The sequence below is a fragment of the Futiania mangrovi genome (assembly GCF_024158125.1).
GTDB classification, from domain to species: Bacteria; Pseudomonadota; Alphaproteobacteria; order Futianiales; family Futianiaceae; genus Futiania; species Futiania mangrovi.
Map to the genome: position 1 here is coordinate 134934 of NZ_JAMZFT010000003.1, position 21466 is coordinate 156399.

At 68.6% G+C, this 21466-nt stretch carries 18 protein-coding genes; 11 read left to right on the plus strand and 7 right to left on the minus strand.

All coding sequences use genetic code 11. From position 1 onward, the window contains the following. The first annotated feature begins 82 nt into the window (after positions 1–82). From carB to NJQ99_RS13375, 3 genes are all read left to right on the plus strand, one after another. The gene (carB, locus tag NJQ99_RS13365; protein ID WP_269333368.1) at positions 83–3388 is read left to right on the plus strand and encodes a carbamoyl-phosphate synthase large subunit; all 3306 of its coding nucleotides are present in this window, start codon (positions 83–85) and stop codon (positions 3386–3388) included. Positions 3389–3510: 122 nt separating this feature from the next. Beyond that, the gene (gene greA, locus NJQ99_RS13370; RefSeq protein WP_269333369.1) at positions 3511–3984 is read left to right on the plus strand and encodes a transcription elongation factor GreA; all 474 of its coding nucleotides are present in this window, start codon (positions 3511–3513) and stop codon (positions 3982–3984) included. 62 nt (positions 3985–4046) lie between these two features. Beyond that, positions 4047–4931: a VOC family protein gene (locus NJQ99_RS13375; protein WP_269333370.1), complete on the plus strand. Its 885-nt coding sequence runs from the start codon at positions 4047–4049 to the stop codon at positions 4929–4931. A gap of 20 nt (positions 4932–4951) precedes the next feature. On the opposite strand, the gene NJQ99_RS13380 is transcribed toward NJQ99_RS13375, so the two are convergent. Beyond that, on the minus strand, positions 4952–5449 hold the full coding sequence (locus NJQ99_RS13380; protein ID WP_269333371.1) for an Lrp/AsnC family transcriptional regulator: 498 nt from the start codon (positions 5447–5449) through the stop codon (positions 4952–4954). A 107-nt stretch (positions 5450–5556) separates the two neighbouring features. Here NJQ99_RS13380 and NJQ99_RS13385 point away from each other — a divergent pair, with 107 nt between their 5' ends. After that, positions 5557–6606 (plus strand): mitochondrial fission ELM1 family protein, encoded by a 1050-nt coding sequence (locus NJQ99_RS13385; RefSeq protein ID WP_269333372.1) that lies wholly within the window; start codon positions 5557–5559, stop codon positions 6604–6606. Positions 6607–6777: 171 nt separating this feature from the next. Here NJQ99_RS13385 and NJQ99_RS13390 read toward each other — a convergent pair whose 3' ends face one another. Together NJQ99_RS13390 and trxB are read right to left on the minus strand one after the other, a co-directional pair. After that, positions 6778–7668: a LysR family transcriptional regulator gene (locus NJQ99_RS13390; RefSeq protein ID WP_269333373.1), complete on the minus strand. Its 891-nt coding sequence runs from the start codon at positions 7666–7668 to the stop codon at positions 6778–6780. Positions 7669–7820: 152 nt separating this feature from the next. After that, positions 7821–8783, minus strand: coding sequence for a thioredoxin-disulfide reductase (trxB, locus tag NJQ99_RS13395; protein WP_269333374.1), 963 nt, complete (start codon positions 8781–8783; stop codon positions 7821–7823). Positions 8784–9038: 255 nt separating this feature from the next. On the opposite strand from trxB, the gene NJQ99_RS13400 reads away from it, so the two are divergent. The 3 genes from NJQ99_RS13400 (at position 9039) to NJQ99_RS13410 (ending at position 13548) form a co-directional block, all read left to right on the plus strand. Further along, entirely contained in the window at positions 9039–11150 is a 2112-nt protein-coding gene (locus NJQ99_RS13400; RefSeq protein WP_269333375.1) for a PAS domain-containing sensor histidine kinase, read from the plus strand. Between the two features lie 137 nt (positions 11151–11287). Next, positions 11288–12208, plus strand: coding sequence for a glycosyltransferase family 2 protein (locus NJQ99_RS13405; RefSeq protein WP_269333376.1), 921 nt, complete (start codon positions 11288–11290; stop codon positions 12206–12208). Beyond that, a complete protein-coding gene (locus tag NJQ99_RS13410; protein ID WP_269333377.1) occupies positions 12205–13548 on the plus strand; it encodes a DUF2264 domain-containing protein in 1344 nt (447 codons plus the stop codon). The genes NJQ99_RS13405 and NJQ99_RS13410 overlap by 4 nt, the downstream gene beginning before the upstream one ends. Positions 13549–13557: 9 nt before the next feature. On the opposite strand, the gene NJQ99_RS13415 is transcribed toward NJQ99_RS13410, so the two are convergent. The 3 genes from NJQ99_RS13415 to msrP form a co-directional block, all read right to left on the minus strand. Further along, complete coding sequence (locus NJQ99_RS13415; protein WP_269333378.1) at positions 13558–14229, minus strand: HAD family hydrolase; 672 nt, start codon at positions 14227–14229, stop codon at positions 13558–13560. Between the two features lie 43 nt (positions 14230–14272). Beyond that, positions 14273–14587 carry a hypothetical protein gene (locus tag NJQ99_RS13420; protein WP_269333379.1) on the minus strand — a complete coding sequence of 105 codons (315 nt, stop codon included), beginning with the start codon at positions 14585–14587 and terminating at the stop codon, positions 14273–14275. Between the two features lie 78 nt (positions 14588–14665). Beyond that, positions 14666–15676: a protein-methionine-sulfoxide reductase catalytic subunit MsrP gene (gene msrP, locus NJQ99_RS13425; protein WP_269333653.1), complete on the minus strand. Its 1011-nt coding sequence runs from the start codon at positions 15674–15676 to the stop codon at positions 14666–14668. Positions 15677–15846: 170 nt separating this feature from the next. Here msrP and chrA point away from each other — a divergent pair, with 170 nt between their 5' ends. Next, entirely contained in the window at positions 15847–17157 is a 1311-nt protein-coding gene (gene chrA, locus NJQ99_RS13430; protein ID WP_269333380.1) for a chromate efflux transporter, read from the plus strand. 168 nt (positions 17158–17325) lie between these two features. On the opposite strand, the gene NJQ99_RS13435 is transcribed toward chrA, so the two are convergent. Next, positions 17326–19416 (minus strand): elongation factor G, encoded by a 2091-nt coding sequence (locus tag NJQ99_RS13435; RefSeq protein WP_269333381.1) that lies wholly within the window; start codon positions 19414–19416, stop codon positions 17326–17328. 188 nt (positions 19417–19604) lie between these two features. Between NJQ99_RS13435 and NJQ99_RS13440 the strand changes: the two genes are divergently transcribed. The 3 genes from NJQ99_RS13440 to NJQ99_RS13450 all read left to right on the plus strand — a co-directional run bounded on the left by NJQ99_RS13440 (position 19605) and on the right by NJQ99_RS13450 (position 21427). After that, the gene (locus NJQ99_RS13440) at positions 19605–19814 is read left to right on the plus strand and encodes a hypothetical protein (RefSeq protein ID WP_269333382.1); all 210 of its coding nucleotides are present in this window, start codon (positions 19605–19607) and stop codon (positions 19812–19814) included. Between the two features lie 166 nt (positions 19815–19980). Beyond that, positions 19981–20187 carry a cold-shock protein gene (locus NJQ99_RS13445; protein WP_269333383.1) on the plus strand — a complete coding sequence of 69 codons (207 nt, stop codon included), beginning with the start codon at positions 19981–19983 and terminating at the stop codon, positions 20185–20187. 211 nt (positions 20188–20398) lie between these two features. Further along, positions 20399–21427, plus strand: coding sequence for a magnesium transporter CorA family protein (locus NJQ99_RS13450; protein WP_269333384.1), 1029 nt, complete (start codon positions 20399–20401; stop codon positions 21425–21427). The last annotated feature ends 39 nt before the right edge of the window (positions 21428–21466 follow it).

The following is a 21466-nucleotide window of genomic DNA, read 5'->3' on the forward strand; positions in this document are numbered from 1 at the left end:
TAGCCGGCGCGCTTTCTTTTTGCCCGAACGCCCGAGGGGAAGCGCCCCGACCCACCGACACCGGACAGCGGCCAGGACACCCATGCCCAAACGCACCGACATCGACACCATCCTCATCATCGGCGCCGGCCCCATCGTCATCGGCCAGGCGTGCGAGTTCGACTATTCCGGCACCCAGGCCTGCCGCGCGCTGAAGGCGGAAGGCTACCGGATCGTGCTGGTGAACTCGAACCCGGCGACGATCATGACCGACCCGGAGATCGCCGACGCGACCTATGTCGAGCCGATCACGCCGGAGGTGGTGGCGAAGATCATCGAGAAGGAGCGGCCGAAGTCGAAGGGCGGCTTCGCGCTGCTGCCGACCATGGGCGGGCAGACCGCGCTCAACACGGCCATGAAGCTCGACGACATGGGTGTGCTGGAGAAGTTCGGCGTGGAGATGATCGGCGCGAACCGCGACGCCATCGAGATGGCCGAGGACCGCATCAAGTTCCGCGACGCGATGGACCGGATCGGGCTGGAGAGCCCGCGCTCCAAGATCGCGCACACGATGGAGCAGGCGCGCGAGGCGCTGGAGTTCGTCGGCCTTCCGACGGTCATCCGCCCCTCCTTCACGATGGGCGGCACCGGCGGCGGCATCGCCTACAACCACGCGGAGTTCGAGGAGATCGTGGCGCGCGGCCTCGACGCCTCGCCGGTCAACGAGGTGCTGATCGAGGAATCGGTGCTCGGCTGGAAGGAGTACGAGATGGAGGTGGTCCGCGACCGCGCGGACAACGCCATCATCATCTGCTCCATCGAGAACATCGACCCGATGGGCGTTCACACGGGCGATTCGATCACGGTCGCGCCGGCGCTGACGCTGACGGACAAGGAATTCCAGATCATGCGCAACGCCTCGATCGCGGTGCTGCGCGAGATCGGGGTGGAGACGGGCGGCTCCAACGTGCAGTTCGCCGTCGACCCGAAGACGGGCCGCATGGTCGTGATCGAGATGAACCCGCGCGTGTCGCGGTCGTCGGCGCTCGCGTCGAAAGCGACGGGCTTCCCCATCGCCAAGGTCGCGGCGCGGCTCGCCGTCGGCTACACGCTGGATGAGCTGGACAACGACATCACCGGCGTCACGCCCGCCTCGTTCGAGCCGTCCATCGACTATGTCGTGACCAAGATCCCGCGCTTCGCCTTCGAGAAATTCCCCGGCGCCGAGCCGGTGCTGACCACGGCGATGAAGTCGGTCGGCGAGGCCATGGCCATCGGCCGCAGCTTCCCGGAATCGCTTCAGAAGGCGCTGCGCTCGCTGGAGACGGGCCTCGACGGGCTCGACACGCCGGAGATCCCCGGCCTTGGCGAGGGCGACGACCGCAACGCCATCCTCGCGGGCCTGACGCGCGCGACGCCGGAGCGGATCCTGGTGGTGGCGGAAGCCTTCCGGCAGGGCCTGACGTCCGAGGAGATCCAGAACGCCTGCAAGTTCGACCCCTGGTTCCTGGAGCAGATCGAGGCGCTGGTGCGCATCGAGGGCGAGATCGCGGAACACGGCCTGCCGAAGAGCGCGGACGAGCTGCGCCTGGTGAAGAGCCTCGGCTTCTCCGACGGCCGGCTGGCGAAACTCGCCGGCGTCACGCAGGAGGAGGTGCGCGCGCTGCGCAAGAAGCTCTCCGTCCGACCCGTCTTCAAGCGCATCGACACCTGCGCGGCGGAGTTCGAGGCGCGCACCCCCTACATGTATTCGACCTACGAGATGCCGGCGGGCGGCAAGACGGACTGCGAGGCCAACGTTTCCGACCGGCCGAAGATCGCCATTCTCGGCGGCGGGCCGAACCGCATCGGCCAGGGGATCGAGTTCGACTATTGCTGCTGCCACGCCTGCTTCGCGCTGACGGAAGCGGGCTTCGAGACGATCATGGTCAACTGCAACCCGGAGACCGTGTCGACCGACTACGACACCTCCGACCGGCTCTATTTCGAGCCGCTGACCATCGAGGACACGCTGGAAATCCTCGAGAAGGAGCAGGAGAAGGGCCGCCTCGTCGGCGTGATCGTGCAGTTCGGCGGCCAGACGCCGCTGAAGCTCGCGCAGGCGCTGGAGGAGAACGGCATCCCGATCCTCGGCACCTCGCCAGACATGATCGACCTGGCCGAAGACAGGGAACGGTTCCAGCAGCTTCTGCACACGCTCGGCCTGCGCCAGCCCGCAAACGGCATCGCGCACTCGGCGGAGGAAGCGCGCGAGATCGCCGAGCGGATCGGCTACCCGGTCGTGATCCGCCCCTCCTACGTGCTGGGCGGGCGCGCCATGGAGATCGTGCGCGACACCCCGCAGCTCGAACGCTACATCAAGACCGCGGTCGTAGTGTCCGGCACGAGCCCGGTGCTGATCGACAGCTACCTGCGCGACGCGATCGAGGTGGACGTGGACGCGCTGGCCGACGGCAAGGACGTGTTCGTCGCCGGCATCATGGAGCACATCGAGGAGGCGGGCGTCCATTCGGGCGACAGCGCCTGCTCGCTGCCCCCCTACTCGCTCACGCCCGAGACCATCGCGGAGCTGAAGACGCAGACCGTGGCGCTCGCCCGCGGCCTCAACGTCACCGGCCTGATGAACGTGCAGTTCGCCGTGCAGAAGGACGAGGCGGGCGCCGACCAGATCTACATCCTGGAGGTCAACCCGCGTGCCTCGCGCACCGTGCCGTTCGTCGCCAAGACCATCGGCCTGCCGATCGCCAAGATCGCCGCGCGCCTGATGTCGGGCGAAGCGCTGTCGGGCTTCGACCTGAAGGAGCCAAAGCTCAGGCACATCGCGGTCAAGGAAGCGGTCCTGCCCTTCGCGCGCTTCCCGAACGTCGACACGCTGCTGGGCCCGGAGATGCGCTCGACCGGGGAGGTCATGGGCCTCGACACCTCCTTCCACCGCGCCTTCCTGAAGAGCCAGATGGGTGCGGGCACCGACCTGCCGGAAAAGGGCTGCGTGTTCATCTCGGTGCGCGACGCCGACAAGGCGCATGTCGTGGAGGTGGCGCAGCTTCTGACGAAGCAGGGCTTCTCGCTGATCGCCACATCGGGCACGGCGGCGCATCTCGCGGCGCACGGGCTTCAGGTGGAGCGGGTCAACAAGGTGCTGGAAGGCCGACCGCACATCGTCGACGCCATGAAGGACGGCCGCGTGCAGCTGGTCGTCAACACGACGGAGGGGGCGCAGGCCATCGCCGACAGCTTCTCCATCCGCCGCACGGCGCTGATGATGAAGATCCCCTACTACACCACCATTGCGGGCGCGCGAGTGACGGCCCGCGCCATCGCCGCGCAGGCGAAAGGCGGGCTTGATGTGATGCCGCTTCAGTCTTACGCTCTCAACATCGAAGACGTGGTGAGCGCCGCCGAAGGATAGCGGCGCTCGCTTCTTCTTTGCCGAATGTCCGGCAGGACCGGCACCCGGGACACATGTTCCCGGGGAGCCGGTGTCTTGCGTTGACGGACCGGTTGCAACGAGGAGAGGACTGAGGCCCGGCCATGGACAAGCTGCCGATGACGGCTGAGGGTTACACGCGGATCGAGACCGAGCTGAAGCAGCTCAAGAGCGTGGAGCGCCCAAACATCATCAAGGCCATCGCCGAGGCGCGCGCGCACGGCGACCTCTCGGAGAACGCCGAGTATCACGCCGCGAAGGAGCGCCAGAGCTTCATCGAGGGCCGCGTGCTCGAGCTGGAGGACATGCTGAGCCGCGCCCAGGTGATCGACCCGAGCAAGCTCTCGGGCGATTCGGTGAAATTCGGCGCGACCGTCACCCTCGTCGACGAGGAGACGGAGGAGGAAACCCGCTACCAGATCGTGGGCGAGATCGAGGCCGACGTGAAGCAGGGCAAGATCTCCATCACCTCCCCCGTCGCGCGCGCGCTGATCGGCAAGGAAGTGGGCGACACGGTCGAGGTCATGACGCCGGGCGGCGGTCGCTCCTACGAAATCATTGACGTCCGCTTCGGCTGAGGCGGGCGCGCGGATGCGCCGCCGGTCTTGATCGGCGGCGCGGCTGCTGCCAACGTCCCCCCATGACGCCCCAGATCGACCACATCGTACTCGCCACCCGCGACCTGAACGGGGCCGCGGAGCGCTTCGCCGCCATGGGCTTCACCTGCGCGCCGCGCGGCGTGCATGGGTGGGGCACATCCAATCATGTCATCCAGTTCGCCGACGAGAGCTTCATCGAGCTGCTGGAGGTCGACAGGCCGCACCTGATCGCAGAGCCCGACACGGCTGCCGATCCGCCCGAGTTCAGCTTCGGCGCGTTCAACCGCGATTTCCTGGAACGCCGGGAAGGCATGTCGATGCTGGTCTTGAAGGGCAAGGACGCCGACGCCGACCGCGCGCGCTGGAAGGCCGCGGGGCTTCAGCCCCATGCGCCCTTCTCCTTCGAGCGCGCGGCGAAAACGCCCGACGGGCGGGAGGGCACCGTCGGGTTCGAGCTTGCCTTCGCCACCGATCCGGGGATGCCGGAGGCGGCGTTCTTCAGCTGCCGCCACAAGGCGCCGGAGTTGTTCTTCCAGCCGGGCTACCAGGCGCACGCCAATGGCGCGGGCGGAATCGCGGGCGTCGTGATGGTGGCGGACGAGCCCGCGGAAACGGCGGAATTCTTCAAGGGCCTGATGGGGGCGGAAGCTATTGCGCGCCACGCCGACGGGCACCTCTCGGTGCACATGGGGCCGCACCGGCTGCGCGTCGTGACGCCGCGGGCGTTCGCCGACCTCTTCCCCGGAGAACGCCCCGCCGGACAGGGCCCGCGCTTCGCGGCGCTGGAGGTGCGGGCCGCCTCGCTGGGCGTTGTGGAGAACACGCTGCGCGCGGCGCGCATCGACCTGGTGCACACGAGCGGCGGCATGTTCGTGCCCGCGAGCGCGGCGTTCGGCCTCACGCTCGCCTTCAGGGACGCCAAGTGAGGCGGACGCGGGGCCGCGGCTCAGCCTTTCGCGGACGTCTCCCCCGTCCCGGCGAAGGGCACGCCCGGCGCCCACTTCGACTGGTGGATGGTGAGCGAGGTCTTCACGCTCTCCACGTTCGGGGCGGCGACGAGATCGCTTTCCAGAAAGCGCTGGAAGGTGCCGAGGTCGGGCGCGACGCACTTCAGAAGGAAGTCGATCTCGCCGTTGAGCATGTGACACTCCCGCACCAGCGGCCAGCCGCGGACCAGCGCCTCGAACGCATCGAGGTCGGCCTTCGCCTGGCTAGACAGGCCGACCATGGCGAACACGGTCACGTCGAAACCCAGCATCTGGGAGTCGATGCGCGCGTGATAGCCGCGGATGTAGCCCGCCTCCTCCAGCGCACGGACCCGGCGCAGGCACGGCGGCGCGGAAATGCCCACCCGGCGCGACAGCTCCACATTGGTGATGCGCCCATCCTCCTGCAGGATGGCGAGGATCTTCATGTCGACGGCGTCGAGCTTGGAACGGGACATGGTGCTCCGGAAATTCGGGGACGGGAACCTGTCCCGGCTTGTACGATCCGGGAGGCATTTGCGCAAGATTATTTCAAACAGCGCGCCGAAGAAGTTTCGAAAGCACCATGATTCGGGTCTGGATCGTTACGGACGACAAGGCTGGCAACGAGATGCCGGCCCGCGGTCTCGCCGGGCGCGTCGCGGAGCGCACTCCTTGCGAGATCGTGCTGAAGCGGGTTGCGCCCGGCGGCATCTGGCGGCGCCTGCCGCCGGCGCTGTGGCAGGTGCGCGGGGCACGCGCAGGCGGATTCCCGTTCACGACGCTGCCGGGGGAACAGCGCGCGGCCCTCGCGCCCCCGTGGCCGGACCTCGCGATCGGCTGCGGGCGGCTGGCGGCGCCCTTCGTGGCGGCGATCGGCCGGCTGTCGGCCGGCACGGCGACGGTGCAGATCCTCGACCCGCATGTGCCGGAGCGCTGCTTCGACCTGCTGGTCGTGCCGGAGCATGACGGGCGGGAAGGCGCGCGCGTGCTGAGCGTGACAGGATCGCTGACCCGTATCACGCCGGAAAGCGTGGCCGCCGCCGCCGCAGAGCAGGCGGAGCGCTTCGCGCGCCTGCCCCGGCCGCTGGTCGCCGTGCTGATCGGCGGCAGCAGCAAGGCGCACCGGATGAGCGCGGCCGCCACCGACCGGCTGATCGAGGGATTGCAGGCGCTGCAGCGTGACGCGGGCGCGGGCCTGGCCGTCACGCTCTCGCGCCGCACGGGGGACGATAATGCCGCGCGCATCCGCAAGGCGCTGACCGGACCGGACACGTTCGTCTGGGACGGCACCGGCCCGAACCCCTACCCCGCCATGCTGGGCGCGGCGGACGCAGTGGTGGTGACGGAGGACAGCGTAAACATGGTCTCGGAGGCGGCAAGCGCGGGAAAGCCGGCGCTCGTCGCGGCGCTGGAGGGCGGATCGGCCAAGATGGCGCGCTTCCATGCGCGGATGCGCGATCTTGGCCTGACGCGGCCCTTCGCAGGGCGGCTGGAGACCTGGACACCGCCGCCGTTCGACGAGACGGCACGCGCCGCCGACGCGGTTCTGGGCATCCTGCGCAAAAAAAATGCCGGGCCACGCGGGCCCGGCAAGTCTAACAGGGAGGATTCACGTCTGGGAGACGTCAGATGACGGCCAACAGGGAGGAAGGACCGGCACCTGGAGCGATGCTGCGGCGCAACATCGTTCGACTGATGAAATATGCCTCAATTGCCCAAAGATCAAGCGCGCGACGGGCAGGCAGCCATGCGATTTGCGCATGGCGCCAGTTTTCATGCCGCATTGCGGTAAAGATGAGCCGGGTCAGAACCGCCAGTCGCGCGTCTGCTGAAGCAGGAAATCCCTCAGCACGACGACGCGCTTGGAGTTTCTGAGCTCCTCGGGATAGGCGAGATAGGTGGTGAAGGACGGCCCCTCAACCTCCGGCATCACACGGACCAGATTGGGGTTGTTCGCGCCCAGATAATCCGGGAGCGAGGCAAGGCCCAGTCCGCTCTCGACGGCAAGGAGCACGCCGTAGATGTTGTTGACCCGCAGGATGGGGTCACGCCGCTGGCCCGGAGGAAGGCCCGCCGTCAGCAGCCAGTTCAGATCCTTCAGCGACCGGCTCACCTGCTCGCCGTAGATGATGACCTGGTGCTTGTCGAGTTCGTCCAGCGACCGCGGCGCACCGTGCTGCGACAGATAGGACTGGGCGGCGTAGATGTGGTGATTGACCTCGATGAACTTGCGCTGGATGAGGTCGGGCTGAACCGGCTTCCACATGCGGATGGCGACGTCGGCCTCGCGCATGCCGAGGTCCAGCTCGCGCTCGTCCAGGATGAGCTGGACGCGGATGTCCGGATAGAGGTCCACGAACTGCTTCATGCGCGGCGTGAGCCACGTCGAGCCGAAGCCGACCGTCGTGGTGATACGCAGGTCGCCGCGCGGCTTCTCCTTGCTGTCGCGCAGCAGCGCCTCGGTCAGCGCGAGCTTGCCGAACACGTCATGGGCGGTCTTGTAGAGGAGGTCTCCCTGCTCTGTCAGGATCAGGCCGCGCGCATGGCGGTGGAACAGGTGAACGCCGAGCGAATCCTCCAGCGAGCTGATCTGCCGGCTGACCGCCGACTGGCTCAACCCAAGGTTCTCGCCCGCGTGCGTGAAGCTGCCCGCCTCCGCCACGGCGTGAAAGACGCGAAGTTTGTCCCAATCCATGGTTGCCCGCTACGCTCCCCCGGCCTTCTCGTTGTTATTGCGCTGCAAAACTAGCACAGCCGACAATCTTTTCGACCCGCAGGATGCTGCAAAGCAAGAGTCTTTCGTCATCCGGACGACTTTTTTCCGATGGTGAATACCGTGCGGACGTCTCAGGCCGCCGCATCGGCCGCCTGGCCATGCCCGGCGAGGAAGCGCTCGGCCTCCAGCGCGGCCATGCAGCCCATGCCCGCCGCCGTGACCGCCTGGCGGTAGACCTTGTCCTTCACGTCGCCCGCCGCGAACACGCCGGGAACCCTGGTGGCGGTGGAATCGGGCGCGGTGAGGATGTAACCGCCCTCGTCCATGTCGAGCTTGCCCTTGAAGAGGGCGGTCGCCGGAACGTGGCCGATGGCGACGAACACCCCGTCGGTCGCAAGCTCCTTCGTCTTGCCGGTCTCCGTGCTGCGCAGCCGGACGCCCGTCACGCCGGGCGGGTTGTCGCCGCCGAGGATCTCCTCGACCACGTGATTCCAGACGGTCTCGACCTTCGGATGATTGAACAGGCGCTGTTGCAGGATCTTCTCGGCCCTGAGCGAGTCTCGGCGGTGGACGAGCGTCACCTTGCTTGCGAAATTGGTCAGGAAGAGCGCCTCCTCGACCGCGGAATTGCCGCCGCCGACCACCACCACCTCGCGGTTGCGGTAGAAGAAGCCGTCGCAGGTCGCGCATGCCGACACGCCGAAGCCCTGGAACTTCTGCTCCGACGGCAGGCCGAGCCAGCGCGCCTGCGCGCCGGTCGCGATCACCAGCGTCTCGCCGTAATAGACGTCGCCGCTGTCCCCCACCGCCCTGAACGGCCGCTTCGACAGGTCGACGTCCACGATGGTGTCGGAGACGATCTTCGTGCCCACGTGCTCGGCCTGCGCCCGCATCTGGTCCATGAGCCACGGACCCTGGATCGCCTCGGCAAAGCCCGGGTAGTTCTCGACGTCGGTCGTGATGGTCAGCTGCCCGCCGGGCTGGATGCCGGCCACGAGCACCGGCTCGAGCATCGCCCGCGCGCCATAGATCGCGGCGGTGTATCCGGCAGGCCCGGATCCGATAATGAGCTGCTTGGTGCGGTACTCGGCCATCGCATGCCTCGCTTGGTGTGGGCGTTCGGGGGTGATGTGTCCGGACAGATACTTAACGGCCCAGCGCCCTCCCGCCAAGCCCTCCCGCCAAGCCCTTCCGCCAAGCCCGGGCGCCAAGCCCCGCCAATTCGGCGCCCGGCACGCCAGGGAGCGTTTACGTTTCGTTTGGTATCGCATTAGGAGCTTCTTCAACATTCGCGGCCACACTGATAGGCGGACCTGGCGACACCCCGCGACCGTTACAGCCGAGACACAGTGACCACTTCACGGAACATCTCCCGCTCGACGGAAAAGAAGCTGCTCGACGAGCTGCGCGCGCTGCGGCTCAGCGAACAGCGGTTCCGCGATTTCACGCGGTCGACGTCGGACTGGTTCTGGGAACTGGACGAAAAGCTTCGCTTCGTGGGCATGACCGACGGGCTGCGCCGCGCCTATGGCATGGACGACGCCGGCATCGTCGGCAAGACGCCGTGGGAGGTGGCCGAAGCCGACGCCGAGCGGCATCCGGCGTGGCGAAGGCATCGCGAGGATCTGCTGGCCCACCGGGCGTTCCGCGACTTCCGTGTGACACGAGAACTGGCCGACGGACGGGTGCGCCACCTGCGGATCAGCGGCGTGCCGATCTTCGGCGAGAACGGGCACTTCTACGGCTACCGCGGCACCACGACCGACGAGACCGAGATGGTGGTGGCGCGCGAGCGCGCCGAACATGCTGAGGAACGGCTGCAGTCGGCGATCTCGGCGCTGGCCGACGGCTTTGCCGTGTTCGATCCCGAAGACCGGCTGGTGGTGTTCAACGAACCCTACCGGCGGATGCTGGACGACAACAGCGACGTCATCGCCAAGGGCGCGACGTTCGAGGAGATCCTGCGCGCCCTTTGCGGACCCGATGGCCTGCTGAGGGTCGACGGCGACCTGGAAGCCTTCGTCGCGCGGCGCATGGAAAGCCACCGGCGCGGACAGGTCGAGGTCGAGTTCGAGCTGAAGGACGGCAACTGGGTCCGGGTGCGCGAACGCCGCGCGCCCGACGGCTCTACCGTGCTGATCATCAGCGACTTCACGCAATTGAAGAAGGCGGCGCTGGACCTGGAAATGGTCTCGCGCGAGCTGGAAGGCCGGGTCGACAAGCGTACGCTGGAGCTGGCCGAGCGCAACGCGCGGCTGGCGGAAGAGATCCGCGCCCGGGCGGAGGCCGAAAGCCAGCTGCGCGGAGCCGAGCGTGACTACCGCGAGCTGTTCGAGAACGCGGGCGTCGGCATCTACCGGACCTCGCTGGACGGCAAGTGGCTGCGCGCGAATCCGGCGCTGGTCGCGCTGAACGGCTATCGCACGGAAGACGAATTCATCAACGCCGTCACTGACATCGGCAAGGAGTGGTTCGTCGATCCCGACCGGCGCCGGCAATTGCTGGAGATCCTCAACGAACAGGGCTCGGTCACCGATTTCACCTCGGAGGTCTACCGCCACCGGACGGGCGAGCGCATCTGGATCTCGGAAACCGCGCGCCTGGTGCGCGACAGCCGGGGCCAGCCGCTCTACTACGAGGGCACGGTGCAGGACATCACCGCACAGAAGCGGATCGAGGTGGCACTGCGCCAGGCCAAGGACGAGGCCGTCATGGCCTCGAAGTCGAAGTCGGAGTTCCTGGCCCACATGAGCCATGAACTGCGCACGCCGCTCAACGCGATCCTCGGCTTCACCGAGGTCATGCAGCTGAAGATCTTCGGCCCAGTAGGGAGCAAGCAGTACGAGGAGTACCTGGACAACATCCAGACGAGCGGAAAGCACCTGCTCTCCCTCATCAACGACCTGCTCGACCTGTCGAAGATCGAGGCCGGGCGATGGGACATGTACGAGGACACGGTCAATGTGGCCGAACTGATCGACGCCATCGTCCGCCTGACCCGCCCCAGCGCCGACAAGCGCAAGCTGCATGTCGTCACGAACGTGCCCGACGACCTGCCCGACCTCTATTGCGATGCCCGCGCGGTCAAGCAGATCGTGCTGAACCTGCTGTCGAACGCAACCAAGTTCACGCCCGAACAGGGCCGCATCTCGATCACGGCCTCGCTGCGGCCGGACGAGAGCCTGCGGATCACGATCGCCGACACCGGGATCGGGATCGCCGAGGAGGACCTGCCGCGCGTGCTCGAACCCTTCGTGCAGACGCGCACCAGCTCGATGACCTCCACCACGGGCACGGGCCTCGGCCTTCCCCTGGCGAAGTCGCTGATGGAGCAGCACGGCGGCAAGCTGACGCTCGCCAGCATGGCGGGGCTCGGAACCACGGCCATCGTGGAGTTCCCTGCCTATCGGACGCGCAAGAGCGACCGCGGCAACGACCAGGTGTTCGAGGTGGCCGTGTGACGCGGGCGGTAACGGCTGCGCCCGACATTGACAGCCCGCCGGAAAGCGCCAGACTGAACACTCCAAAGGCTGCGACGAACGGGCCTGACAGATCCGTACGCGGACAAACCGTCCAGGCGGCGATGGAACAATCCGCGATGACTTCCGGTACCGGCGATCCACGAGTTTCGATCATCATGCCGGTCTTCAACGCGGCGCCCTTCATTGCCGAGAGCATCGGATCGGCCCTGGGCCAGACCTTTCCAGACGTCGAGTTGATCGTGCTGGACGACGGGTCGACCGACGGCAGCCAGGAGGCAGTGCAATCCCTTGCTGACGACCCCAGGGTGCGCATCGTTCGTTCCGGCAGTTCCGAAGGGCCATTCGTGCTGCGGAATCGTGGGATCGGCATGGCGCGCGGATCCCTCATCGCCTTTCTCGACGCCGACGACTGTTGGCACCCGGACAAGCTGAAGCGGCAGGTCGCCGCGCTCGAAGCGCATCCAGAGGCTGGGCTCTGCCACACGCTGGTTCAGGACATAACCGAGGATGGAAAGCCGATTCCCGAGCGTCTGATCGACATGTCTGATTTCCAGGGAGACTGTTTCCGCCAAATGCTCCGAAGAAACGGCGTTGGCAACAGTTCCGTCGTGGTTCCGAAGCAGGTCTTCGAAGTGGTAGGCTGTTTCGATGAGAGTTTTCGCTATCGCGGGGACTGGGAAATGTGGGTGAGGATCGCGCACCGGTTTCCCTTGATATACCTGAATGAGCCTCTGACCTTTTACAGACTGCACGCGAGCAATGTGTCTTGGAACCATGAACGCCTGCGCCCATATGCCCTGGCAGTCGTAAGGAAGTTTGCCCGAGATTACGGCAGCGAAGGTCGGGACATCAGTTCGGAGATCGAGGAAACCCTGACCGACACCTATCGAAGCTTCGGAACCGCCGCCATGGTGGCACGGGACTTCCCGCAAGCCCGGCGCGACCTGTGGACGGCGCTGAAGCGGCGGCCGGCGGATGCAGGGACGCTCCTGTCCCTTGCCAAGGCATATGTCTATCCGCTCGTCGGCAAGACGTGAGCGGTAGCCGCCACGTGACGGAGCGTTTCGCCACCCCGGACGGCCCGGGGCGCGACGTCTATCTTGCGCTGACCGCGGACCTTCTCGACGGTTTTCTGGAGGCCGCGAGGCCCGAGGGGTCGGGCGCGGACCTTCCAGGCTGGCCGAGCGGTAACGGACGCCGCGCCGACCGGATGGAGGCGTTCTCGCGCCTTGCGCCCGCGCTTGCCGCCGTGCACGCAAGCCGCGTGGGCCATGACGCTTCCCTGCCCGGACACGATGCGGATGGCGTACGGGCGGTTCTGGTGCGCGGAATCGCGGCGGGCACCGACCCGGCCTCGCCCGGATATTGGGGCCCGCTGCAGGACGGCGGGCAGGTGCTGTGCGAGGCGTCCGACATCGCGCTGACGCTGTGGCTCGGCCGGGACTGGCTGCCGGACGCGCTGGGCGCCGAGGCGCGCACCCACCTCGCGGACTGGTTGGCGGGCGGGATCGGCGCACCGGTCGAGGACAACAACTGGCACCTGTTCCCGGCCACGCTCGCGGCGGTTCTGACCCGGATCGGCTGGGGAGACCACGCGGCGGAAGCGGACCTGCGCCTTGCCCGGATCGCGCTGTTCCGGGCGGGCGGCGGGCTCTACCGCGACGGGCCGGAGGGGCCGGTCGACAGCTACAGCGCCTGGGGGTTCGCCTATAATCTCGGGTTCCTCGAGGATGTACTGGGGGCGGAGGCGCCGGGCTGGATCGCGGAGGACCGCCACGCCGCCGCACCGGCGTGGGCACACATGATCGGACCCAAGGGCTGGCCGGCGTTCGGGCGCTCCCTCCACTACCGCATGGGGCTGAGCGCGCCGCTGAGCATGGGCGCGATGCTGGGCGATCCGGGGCTGGCGCCGGGGCTGGCGCGCCGCGCGGCGGACGCGCTCTGGTCGCACTTCGCCGCGAAGGGCGCACTCAAGGGGAGGCGGCTGACGCAAGGCTACTGGGGCGACGATCCGGACCTTGTCGAGGGGTATTCGGGCCCCGCGAGCCCGCTATGGTCGCTACGCTCGCTCATTCCCCTTCTGGCGCTGCCGGCAAGCCACGCGGTGTGGGCGGCGCCGCCGGTCCCCCTGCCCGTGGAGCAGGACGACTACGAGGTCCCGTTCGGCGAGACCGGCTGGCGGATCGTCGGCGAACACGCAAGCGGGCGGGTTACGCTCGTCACAACGAACGAGGGCCCGGACAGGCCGTTCCGCAGACCGGGGCCGCTTGAAAAGCTGAAGGCGCGGTTCCGCGGCACGCTCTACCGCCCGGACAACGATGCCGCACGCTATGGCCGGGCACGCTACGTCAGCGACCGGCCGTTCTTCCTGGACTGAGAGGGCCCGTCAGACCGGCGTCGCAACGTCGAGCAGACCGGGAAGCGCGCCCATGTCACCGAAGACGACGGCACCCGCCGCGGCAAGGCGATCCGGCGCAGTGCGTTCGGCATAGCCCAGCGCGCGCATGCCCGCCGCACGCGCCGCGGTGACGCCCGGCACGCTGTCCTCGACGACGGCGGCGCGCTCCGGCGGGATGCCCATCCGGGCGGCGGCGTAAAGGAAGAGGTCGGGATGCGGCTTGCCGCGCGGCACGGACGAGGCAGAGAAGATCGCGCCCCGGAAGAGCGGCGCGAGACCGGTCACGCCGAGGCTGACGCCCATCTTCTCGTGGCTGCCCGAGGAGGCGACGCAGACCGAAAGGCCAGCGGCCCGCAGCGCGGCGATGGCGGCAGCAACCCCGCGCACGGGGAGCAGTTCGCGGCGGAAGGCGTCGAAGGTGCGGGCCTGCAACGCATCGAGCCAGCCAGGCGGGACGGGCCTGCCGGTGCGCCATTCGAGGTCCGACATCACGCTCTTCATTGAGAGGCCAACATAGGTGTGGACCACCTCCTCCACGGTCATGGAGAGGCCAAGCTCCCCCACGGCCTCGGCAAGGAGCGCGTTCGCCAGCGGCTCTGAGTCCACGAGCACGCCGTCGCAATCGAAAATCACGAGGTCGGGGGAGTGAACGGTGCTCATGCGCGCGCCCGCAGGACAGGGCGCGCCGCGAGACGGCCGCGGATCAGTGGGCTGGGCGGGCCTTGTCGCCGCGCCCGGCCTGCTCCTCGTCCTCCTCCGGCAAGCCGGCGCTGCCCCGGAAGGAGAACCACCGGCGCCAGAAGATGCCGTCGGCCGACCGGCGGAAGCGCCGCTCGATCAGGTCCATCGTGTAGACGAGATACCAGCCGCCCGCGAAGGCCACCAGAAGCCGCATTTCGGAGACGCCATAGAGGAGGCACGACACGATCCCGAACAGGGTCAGAAGAGCGAAAATGCCCGCCACGCCCATGTAAAAGCGGCGGTCGTAGCGGCTAACCCGTCTGCGGTCGTACACCATCGGCGTGTCCCCGGCGAACTTCAACGGGCAGAGTATCGCCGGGCGCGCTTAACGGGCGCTTAACCGGGGTGCCTTGCCTCACATGTAGAGCGCACGGGTGTCGGGTATGTCGGCGTAGAGCCCCGCCACCTGCTCCCCATAGCCGTTGAAGAGCAGCGTCGGCACCTTGTCGCCGGTATGCAGGATGCGTTCCTCCGCCTGCGACCAGCGGGGATGCGGCACCTCCGGGTTAACGTTCGCCCAGAAGCCGTACTCCTGCGGCAGAAGCTCCTCCCAGAAGCTGACCGGACGCTCCTCCACGAAGCTGATCCGAACGAGCGACTTGATCGACTTGAAGCCGTACTTCCAGGGCAGGACGAGGCGCAGCGGCGCGCCGTGCTGCTGCAGGATGGAGTGGCCGTAGGTGCCGGTCGCGATGAAGGCGAGGTCGTTGGTGGCCTCGGCCATGGTCACGCCCTCTACATAGGGCCAGGGATACCAGCTCTGTTTCTGGCCGGGGGCGATGCTTGCGTCTTCGAACGTCTCGAAGCGCACATATTTCGCGCCCGACAGAGGCTTCGCCGCCGCGACAAGGCGCGCGAGCGGGAAGCCGGACCAGGGAATGGTCATCGACCACGCCTCGACGCAGCGGTGGCGGTAGAGACGCTCCTCCAGCTCCATCTCGCGGATCAGCGCGTCGACGTCCACGGTCCGTTCCTGCTCCACCATGCCGTCAATGGTGACCGTCCAGGGACGCACGGGAAGATCCTGGGAGGCGCGCCAGATCTCCTTGTGGGAGCCGAATTCGTAGAAATTGTTGTAGGTGGCGTTGATCTTCTCCGGCGTCAGCTCGCGGTCGAGGGTGAAGGCCTCGTTACGCGGCGCGGGGTAAAGATCGTCGGTCGGCGTCACCGGCCGCATCAGCGGGTCGCCGGGCTTGCCGAAGAGGCTCGTCAGCACGTTGGCGCGCGCCGGCGCCGCGGCGGCGAGCCCCGCGCCCGCGGCCCCCAGGCCGAGCCCGGCCAACAGAGCGCGGCGGTTCAGATAGGCGCTTTCCGGCGTCGCGTCGGCCTCGCGCACCTCCCAGGATTTCCGGCGGCGGATCAGCATGGCATGGTCTCCAGTCTTCAGGCCCGTCATCGTCCCGTCATCGTACCGAGTGAGATAGGGCGCGCGGGCTCCGCGCCCAAATCACCCTCACGTGATCTCCTCGCCAAGCGCGGGGCGGACGTGCGACAAGGTCACGACCTCCGCACCGCTGTCAGGAGCGCCACGAGCGCATGAGCGATCGCAATCCGCCCCCTCCCCCGCCCGGCTTCGCCGAGGCGCTCAGGACCTGGGCGCGCATCGGCGTGCTGTCGTTCGGCGGACCGGCGGGCCAGATCGCGCTGATGCACCGGGTGCTGGTGGAGGAGAAACGCTGGATCGGCGAGGCGCGGTTCCTGCACGCGCTCAATTTCTGCATGCTGCTGCCGGGGCCGGAGGCGCAGCAGCTTGCGACTTATGTCGGCTGGATGCTGCACGGGGTGCGCGGCGGCCTGGCCGCGGGCCTCTTGTTCATCCTGCCGGGCGCGGCCGTGATCGCGGGGCTTGCCGCGCTCTATTTGCTGCACGCCGATCAGCCGCTGGTGGCGGCGGCGTTCCTGGGCGTGAAGGCGGCGGTGCTGGCCATCGTCGCGCAGGCGGTCGTGCGGATCGGAACGCGCGCGCTGAAAGGCCCGGCGGCCATCGCCATCGCCGCGGCGGCGTTCGTCGCGATCCATGCGCTGGGCGTGCCCTTCCCGCTGATCGTGCTGGGCGCGGGCGCGCTGGGCCTTGCGCTGGGGCGGATGCGGCCGGCCCTGCTGCCGGTCGCGGCAGCGGAAGGGGCGCACACGGGCGCGGGGCGGACAAGGTGGAGCGGCACGCTGCGCACCGCGCTGCTCTGGGCCGCGATCTGGCTCGCGCCCGTGGCGATCCTCAATGCAGCACTCGGTCCCGCCAACATCTATGCGGAGATCGCGCGCGTGTTCGCGACGCTGGCGGCGGTGTCGTTCGGCGGCGCCTATGCGGTGCTCGCCTACCTGGCGCAGGCGGGGGTGGAGACGCACGGCTGGCTGAGCGCGGCGGAGATGGTGGACGGCCTCGGCCTCGCGGAGACGACGCCGGGGCCGCTGATCCTGGTGACGGAGTTCGTGGGCTTCCTCGCCGCAGCGCGCGAGGGGATAGCGGGCGCGCCGATCCTGGGCGGGCTGCTGGGCGCCGGGCTGACGCTGTGGGTGATGTTCGCGCCCTCATTCCTGTGGATCTTCGCGCTCGCCCCGCATGTGGAGGGCTTGCGCGGGCGGCCCATCCTGTCGGCGGCGCTGGCCGCGATCACGGCGGCGGTGGTGGGGGTCGTCGCCAACCTCGCGCTCTGGTTCGGGAGCCGCGTGCTGTTCGGTGAGATCACGCAGGCGGGCGGTGTCGACGTGCCGGTGCTGGCGAGCGTCGACTGGACGGCGGCTGCGCTGTCGGCGCTGGCACTCGCGCTCGTCTTCGTGGCGAGGCGCGGGGTGCTCACGACGCTCAGCCTGTGCGCGGGCGCAGGCATCGCGCTGGCGGCGATGTGAGAGGCCGGGACGAAGCCGCGATGGAAGTTTTCAGGCCCTGCGGCGTCCATCGGGTATCCCTGTCTTGGGACGGCGCGGGAGGAGAGCCCTGCCCCTCGACCCGATGACCGCGCCTGCCTGTCGCCCCGGCAGCCCGAACGCTGCCGGGGCTCTTTTCGGTGCGGCCCGTCAGGCGGCATGGGCCGAAACGATGCGCTCGGCCTCCCGCCCGCTCAATTCGGCGAGATGGGCGGGGGTGGCGGCGAAACTGCCGCAGCCTTGCGTCGCGGAGCGCACCTCGAGGATGAGGTCGCCGATCTCCGCCTGGGGCATCTGGGCGCGGATGACGTCCCAACCCGGCCATCCCTCGCGCGGCTCGTACCCCATCAGCGCGCCCCGCCGCCCGGTGACGATGCCGGTAACGCGCGCGGTCGCGGTGTTGGGCACGAACAGTTCCACGTCCATGATCGGCTCCAGCAGGACGGGGGCGCAATCGGGCAGCGCCTCCTGCATGGCGATGCGGCCCGCGGTGCGGAACGCCTGCTCGGAACTGTCGACCGTGTGGTAGGAGCCGTCGGTGAGCGTGACGGAGAGGTCCACGACCGGGAACCCGAGCGGACCTTTCAGCAACGCATCCTTCACCCCGGCCTCGACCGCCGGGAAATACTGCTTCGGCACGACGCCGCCCGAAATCTTCTCGGCAAACACGAAGCCCGATCCGCGCGGCAGGGGCGCCACGTCGACCACCACGTCGCCGAACTGGCCGTGGCCGCCGGTCTGGCGCTTGTGCCGGCCGCGCGCGGTGGCCGCCTTGCGGATCGTCTCGCGGTAGGGAACGGGGGCCGCGTACATGTCCACGCGCACGCCGAAGCGGCCCGATAGGCGCTCGCCCGCGACTTTGAGGTGCATCTCGCCCTGCCCGCCGAGCAGCAGCGCCCCTCCCTCCGCATGGTCGACGCGGACGGAGGGATCTTCCTCGACAAGCTTGTGCAGGGCGGCCGACAGCTTGACCTCGTCCTTGCGGTCGGCGGGCACGATCACGCGCGCATAGACCGGCGCGGGCGGGTCGCCCATCAGGCGGGCGGGATTGGCCAGCGCAGGGGAGGACGCCAGCACGTCACCCGTCGCCACGTCTTCCATGCGGGCGAGCGCGACCGTCTCCCCCTCCCCCGCCGAGGTGCGCTTGGCGGTCTGAAGTCCCGTCATGTCGTAGAGGCCGCCCACGCGGTGCTGCCTGCCGTCGGCGGTGACGAGCGTGTCGCCCTCCTTCACCGTGCCGGAGAGCACGCGCGCGAGCGACAGCTTTCCGCCGTGCGCCGTGTGCCAGGTCTTGACCACGCCGACGACCGTGCCGCCCTCGCCCGCGCCGAGGCGGGCACGCACGCCGCCCACGTCGGGCGCCTCGTGCCGCAGCGCCTTCATCAGGCGGCGGATACCGTGGTCGTGCAGGGCCGAGCCGAGGAAGACGGGCACCACGAGGCCGTCGCGCATCTCCCGGCCGAGGGTGTCGAACACCTCGTCGCGCGGGGGCGGGATGTCCTCCAGCAATTCCTCCATCAGGTGGTCGTCGTGGTCGGAGAGACGTTCCAGCATCTGGTAGCGCGCCTCCTCCGCCCGGGCGGCGAGGCTGTCGGGCACGGGCACGACTTCCGACGGCGCATGCTCGCGGTAGACGAAGGCGCGTTCGAGCGCGAGGTCGACATAGCCGGTGGCGATGCCGTTCTCCCAGATCGGCACCTGGCGCAGAAGCAGCGGCCGCTCCGACAGGGGCTGGAGGTGTTCCAGCAGGTCGCGCACCCGTCCCTCGCCCGGGCCGCCGTCGGACTTGTCGATCTTGTTGATGAAGACGAGATGCGGCAGGCCGCGCGCGTCGAGCGTCTTCAGGAGCGGCTGCAGCAGCGCGGTCCTGGACGGGTCCGCCTCGGCCACCACGATCACGGCGTCGGCGACCGCGAGGGGGCCTTCCGCCTCCCAAGCCGTCTCGACCGAGCCCGGACAGTCGAGGAACACGTAGTCCTCGTCCATGAAGCGGGCGCGCGCGGCGTTCACCTCAAGCCCCATGCCGTGGGCGCGGGCCTCGGCGCCCGCATCGCCCACGCTGGTGCCCTGGTCGACCGCGCCCTTGCGCCCCGTGGCGCCGGTGAGCGCGAGGATACTCTCCAGCAGCGTGGTCTTGCCGCTGCCATAGGTGCCGACAATGGCGATGCAGCGCGGCGCACCACGAACATGGGCGCCGCCGCCCGCCCCTCTGCCGCCTTCGGTATCTCCGGATGCAGTCATGGGCCGTCCTCCCGCAAGGTGTCTTGGGAAGGGCGCGAGCCCTCTGTCGTCAGGGGGCCATGGCACGCCCTCCCGGTCCGCAAAGCGTTCCACGAATGGCGCGTGCGCGCAATCGGCGTGCTTTACCGGACCTTAAGCGGCACAGGGGGAGGCTGCGGTTTGCCGGAGCGCAGACAGGACGACGCGCCATGCAGGACAGCTTCGAGGACCGCGCCCTTGCCGACGCCGCGCGAAAGGCCGCGGACACGGCAGACGTGCAGGCGGCCCAGCGACTTTCTGCCATGGTTGCAGATGCCTGCGTGCGCCTGTTGCGGGCCGAGGAGACCCGTCTTGGCGCCGGGACATGCGCCGACAGCAACCCAGCTCTTCAAAATCGCGTGCAAACCCGCGCGTTTTGAGCCATTCTCTGCGGAGCCTCGGCTCGAGACGGCCGGATGGTGCGGCAGTCCCTCGGGCCTGTCCGGACCATTCGTTCCCAAAGTGCCGCTGGCCCGACAGACCGGCCCCGTTCCATGAGGGGAGGCGCCGGGCTGACCTTAGTGCGCAGAGAAGGACGCGGATTTCATGGCTACCGGAACCGTCAAGTGGTTCAACCCCGAGAAGGGCTATGGCTTCATCAAACCGGACGCCGGCGGGGCGGACGTGTTCGTTCACATCACGGCCGTCAAGGCGGCCGGCCTGATGTCCCTCGATGAGGGCCAGAAGGTCGGTTACGAGCTTCGCCAGGGCCGTAACGGCAAGGAAGCGGCTGACGCATTGCAGCTGCTCTGAACCATCGGCGGTTCGAACAGCATCGAGACGGATCGGCCCCGGCCCCGAAAGGCGCCGGGGTCTTTCCTTTCCGGCAGGGCCGGTGAAGAGGCGGCGGCCACCGCCGCGCTCACTCCGCGAACGCCTCGGGCGTGGGTCCCCGGCAAGGGCGGACGGGGACAACGGGCCGGGTGGGCTTGCGAAAGCACCGGGGTCCGGCGAAGCTGAAGCCATGAGTGCAGCACATCACAAGGATCCGCCGCCCCCCGCCCCCCTTCTCACCGCCTACCGTCCGGCCGGAGAGGGCCTCGGCGGTGCGGCAGTGACCGGTGGCGAGGTGCCGGAGGGGACGATCTGGCTCGACCTGCTGCACCCGGACGCAGCCATGCGCGGGGCGGCCAGCATGTGGCTCGGCGCGCCGATCCCGTCGCACGAGGACCTGGCGGAGATCGAGTTCTCAAGCCGCCTCTATGCCGAAGGCGGCACGCATTACATGACGGCGGATGTGCTGGCCCATGCCGACAGCCCGAACCCGGTGCTGACCCCCTTCACCTTCATCCTGCACGGCAACCGGCTCGTCACGGTGCGGACCGAGACGCCCAAGGCGATCCCGCAGTTCCTGGCGCGCGTCTCCCGCCCCGGAAACGCGCCGGAGACGGCGGGAGAGACGTGCCTCGGCCTGCTCGAGGCGATCACCGACCGCACGGCGGACGTGCTGGAGCACCTCAGCGCGCGCATCGACACGCTGCACAGGGAGGTGTTCGTGCGGCGCAAGGACGTGCGGCGGCGCGGACGCAGGCTCGCCGCAGCGGTCGAGAACATCGGGCGCGAGGCGGACCTGATCGCCAAGGTGCGCGAGAGCCTCGTCTCGCAGGAGCGGCTGGCCTCATTCGCCGGCGCGGTGCTGGCCCCGCCCAAGGGCGATCACAGGACCGGCGCGCCCCTGCGCGAGCGGTTCAAGCTGCTGATGCGCGACATCCGCTCGCTGGAGGATCACGCGGGCTTCCTCGCGGGAAAGACGACCTTTCTCCTCGACGCCACGCTGGGCCTCATCTCGGTCGAGCAGAACGAGGTCGTGCGCGTGCTGACCGTCGTGGCGATGGCGTTCTTCCCGCCGACGCTGATCGGCACGGTCTATGGCATGAACTTCGATGTCATGCCGGAGCTTGCCTGGCCCTGGGGCTATCCGCTGGCGCTGCTGGCGATGGCGGCGTCCGCGGTGCTGCCGCTCGCGTGGTTCAAGCACAAGGGGTGGCTTTAGGGGGCCACCGCCTCGCTCACTCCGCGAACGCCCCGGGCA

Coding starts and splice junctions, on each gene's coding strand:
- NJQ99_RS13375 (WP_269333370.1), top strand. CDS start 4,047: ATGACGCCCCAGATCGACCACATCGTACTCGCCACCCGCGACCTGAAC.
- trxB (WP_269333374.1), bottom strand. CDS start 8,783: ATGGCCGAGTACCGCACCAAGCAGCTCATTATCGGATCCGGGCCTGCC.
- NJQ99_RS13435 (WP_269333381.1), bottom strand. CDS start 19,416: ATGACTGCATCCGGAGATACCGAAGGCGGCAGAGGGGCGGGCGGCGGC.
- NJQ99_RS13440 (WP_269333382.1), top strand. CDS start 19,605: ATGCAGGACAGCTTCGAGGACCGCGCCCTTGCCGACGCCGCGCGAAAG.
- NJQ99_RS13450 (WP_269333384.1), top strand. CDS start 20,399: ATGAGTGCAGCACATCACAAGGATCCGCCGCCCCCCGCCCCCCTTCTC.
- NJQ99_RS13420 (WP_269333379.1), bottom strand. CDS start 14,587: ATGGTGTACGACCGCAGACGGGTTAGCCGCTACGACCGCCGCTTTTAC.
- NJQ99_RS13445 (WP_269333383.1), top strand. CDS start 19,981: ATGGCTACCGGAACCGTCAAGTGGTTCAACCCCGAGAAGGGCTATGGC.
- NJQ99_RS13415 (WP_269333378.1), bottom strand. CDS start 14,229: ATGAGCACCGTTCACTCCCCCGACCTCGTGATTTTCGATTGCGACGGC.
- carB (WP_269333368.1), top strand. CDS start 83: ATGCCCAAACGCACCGACATCGACACCATCCTCATCATCGGCGCCGGC.
- NJQ99_RS13385 (WP_269333372.1), top strand. CDS start 5,557: ATGATTCGGGTCTGGATCGTTACGGACGACAAGGCTGGCAACGAGATG.
- chrA (WP_269333380.1), top strand. CDS start 15,847: ATGAGCGATCGCAATCCGCCCCCTCCCCCGCCCGGCTTCGCCGAGGCG.
- greA (WP_269333369.1), top strand. CDS start 3,511: ATGGACAAGCTGCCGATGACGGCTGAGGGTTACACGCGGATCGAGACC.
- NJQ99_RS13390 (WP_269333373.1), bottom strand. CDS start 7,668: ATGGATTGGGACAAACTTCGCGTCTTTCACGCCGTGGCGGAGGCGGGC.
- msrP (WP_269333653.1), bottom strand. CDS start 15,676: ATGCTGATCCGCCGCCGGAAATCCTGGGAGGTGCGCGAGGCCGACGCG.
- NJQ99_RS13405 (WP_269333376.1), top strand. CDS start 11,288: ATGACTTCCGGTACCGGCGATCCACGAGTTTCGATCATCATGCCGGTC.
- NJQ99_RS13380 (WP_269333371.1), bottom strand. CDS start 5,449: ATGTCCCGTTCCAAGCTCGACGCCGTCGACATGAAGATCCTCGCCATC.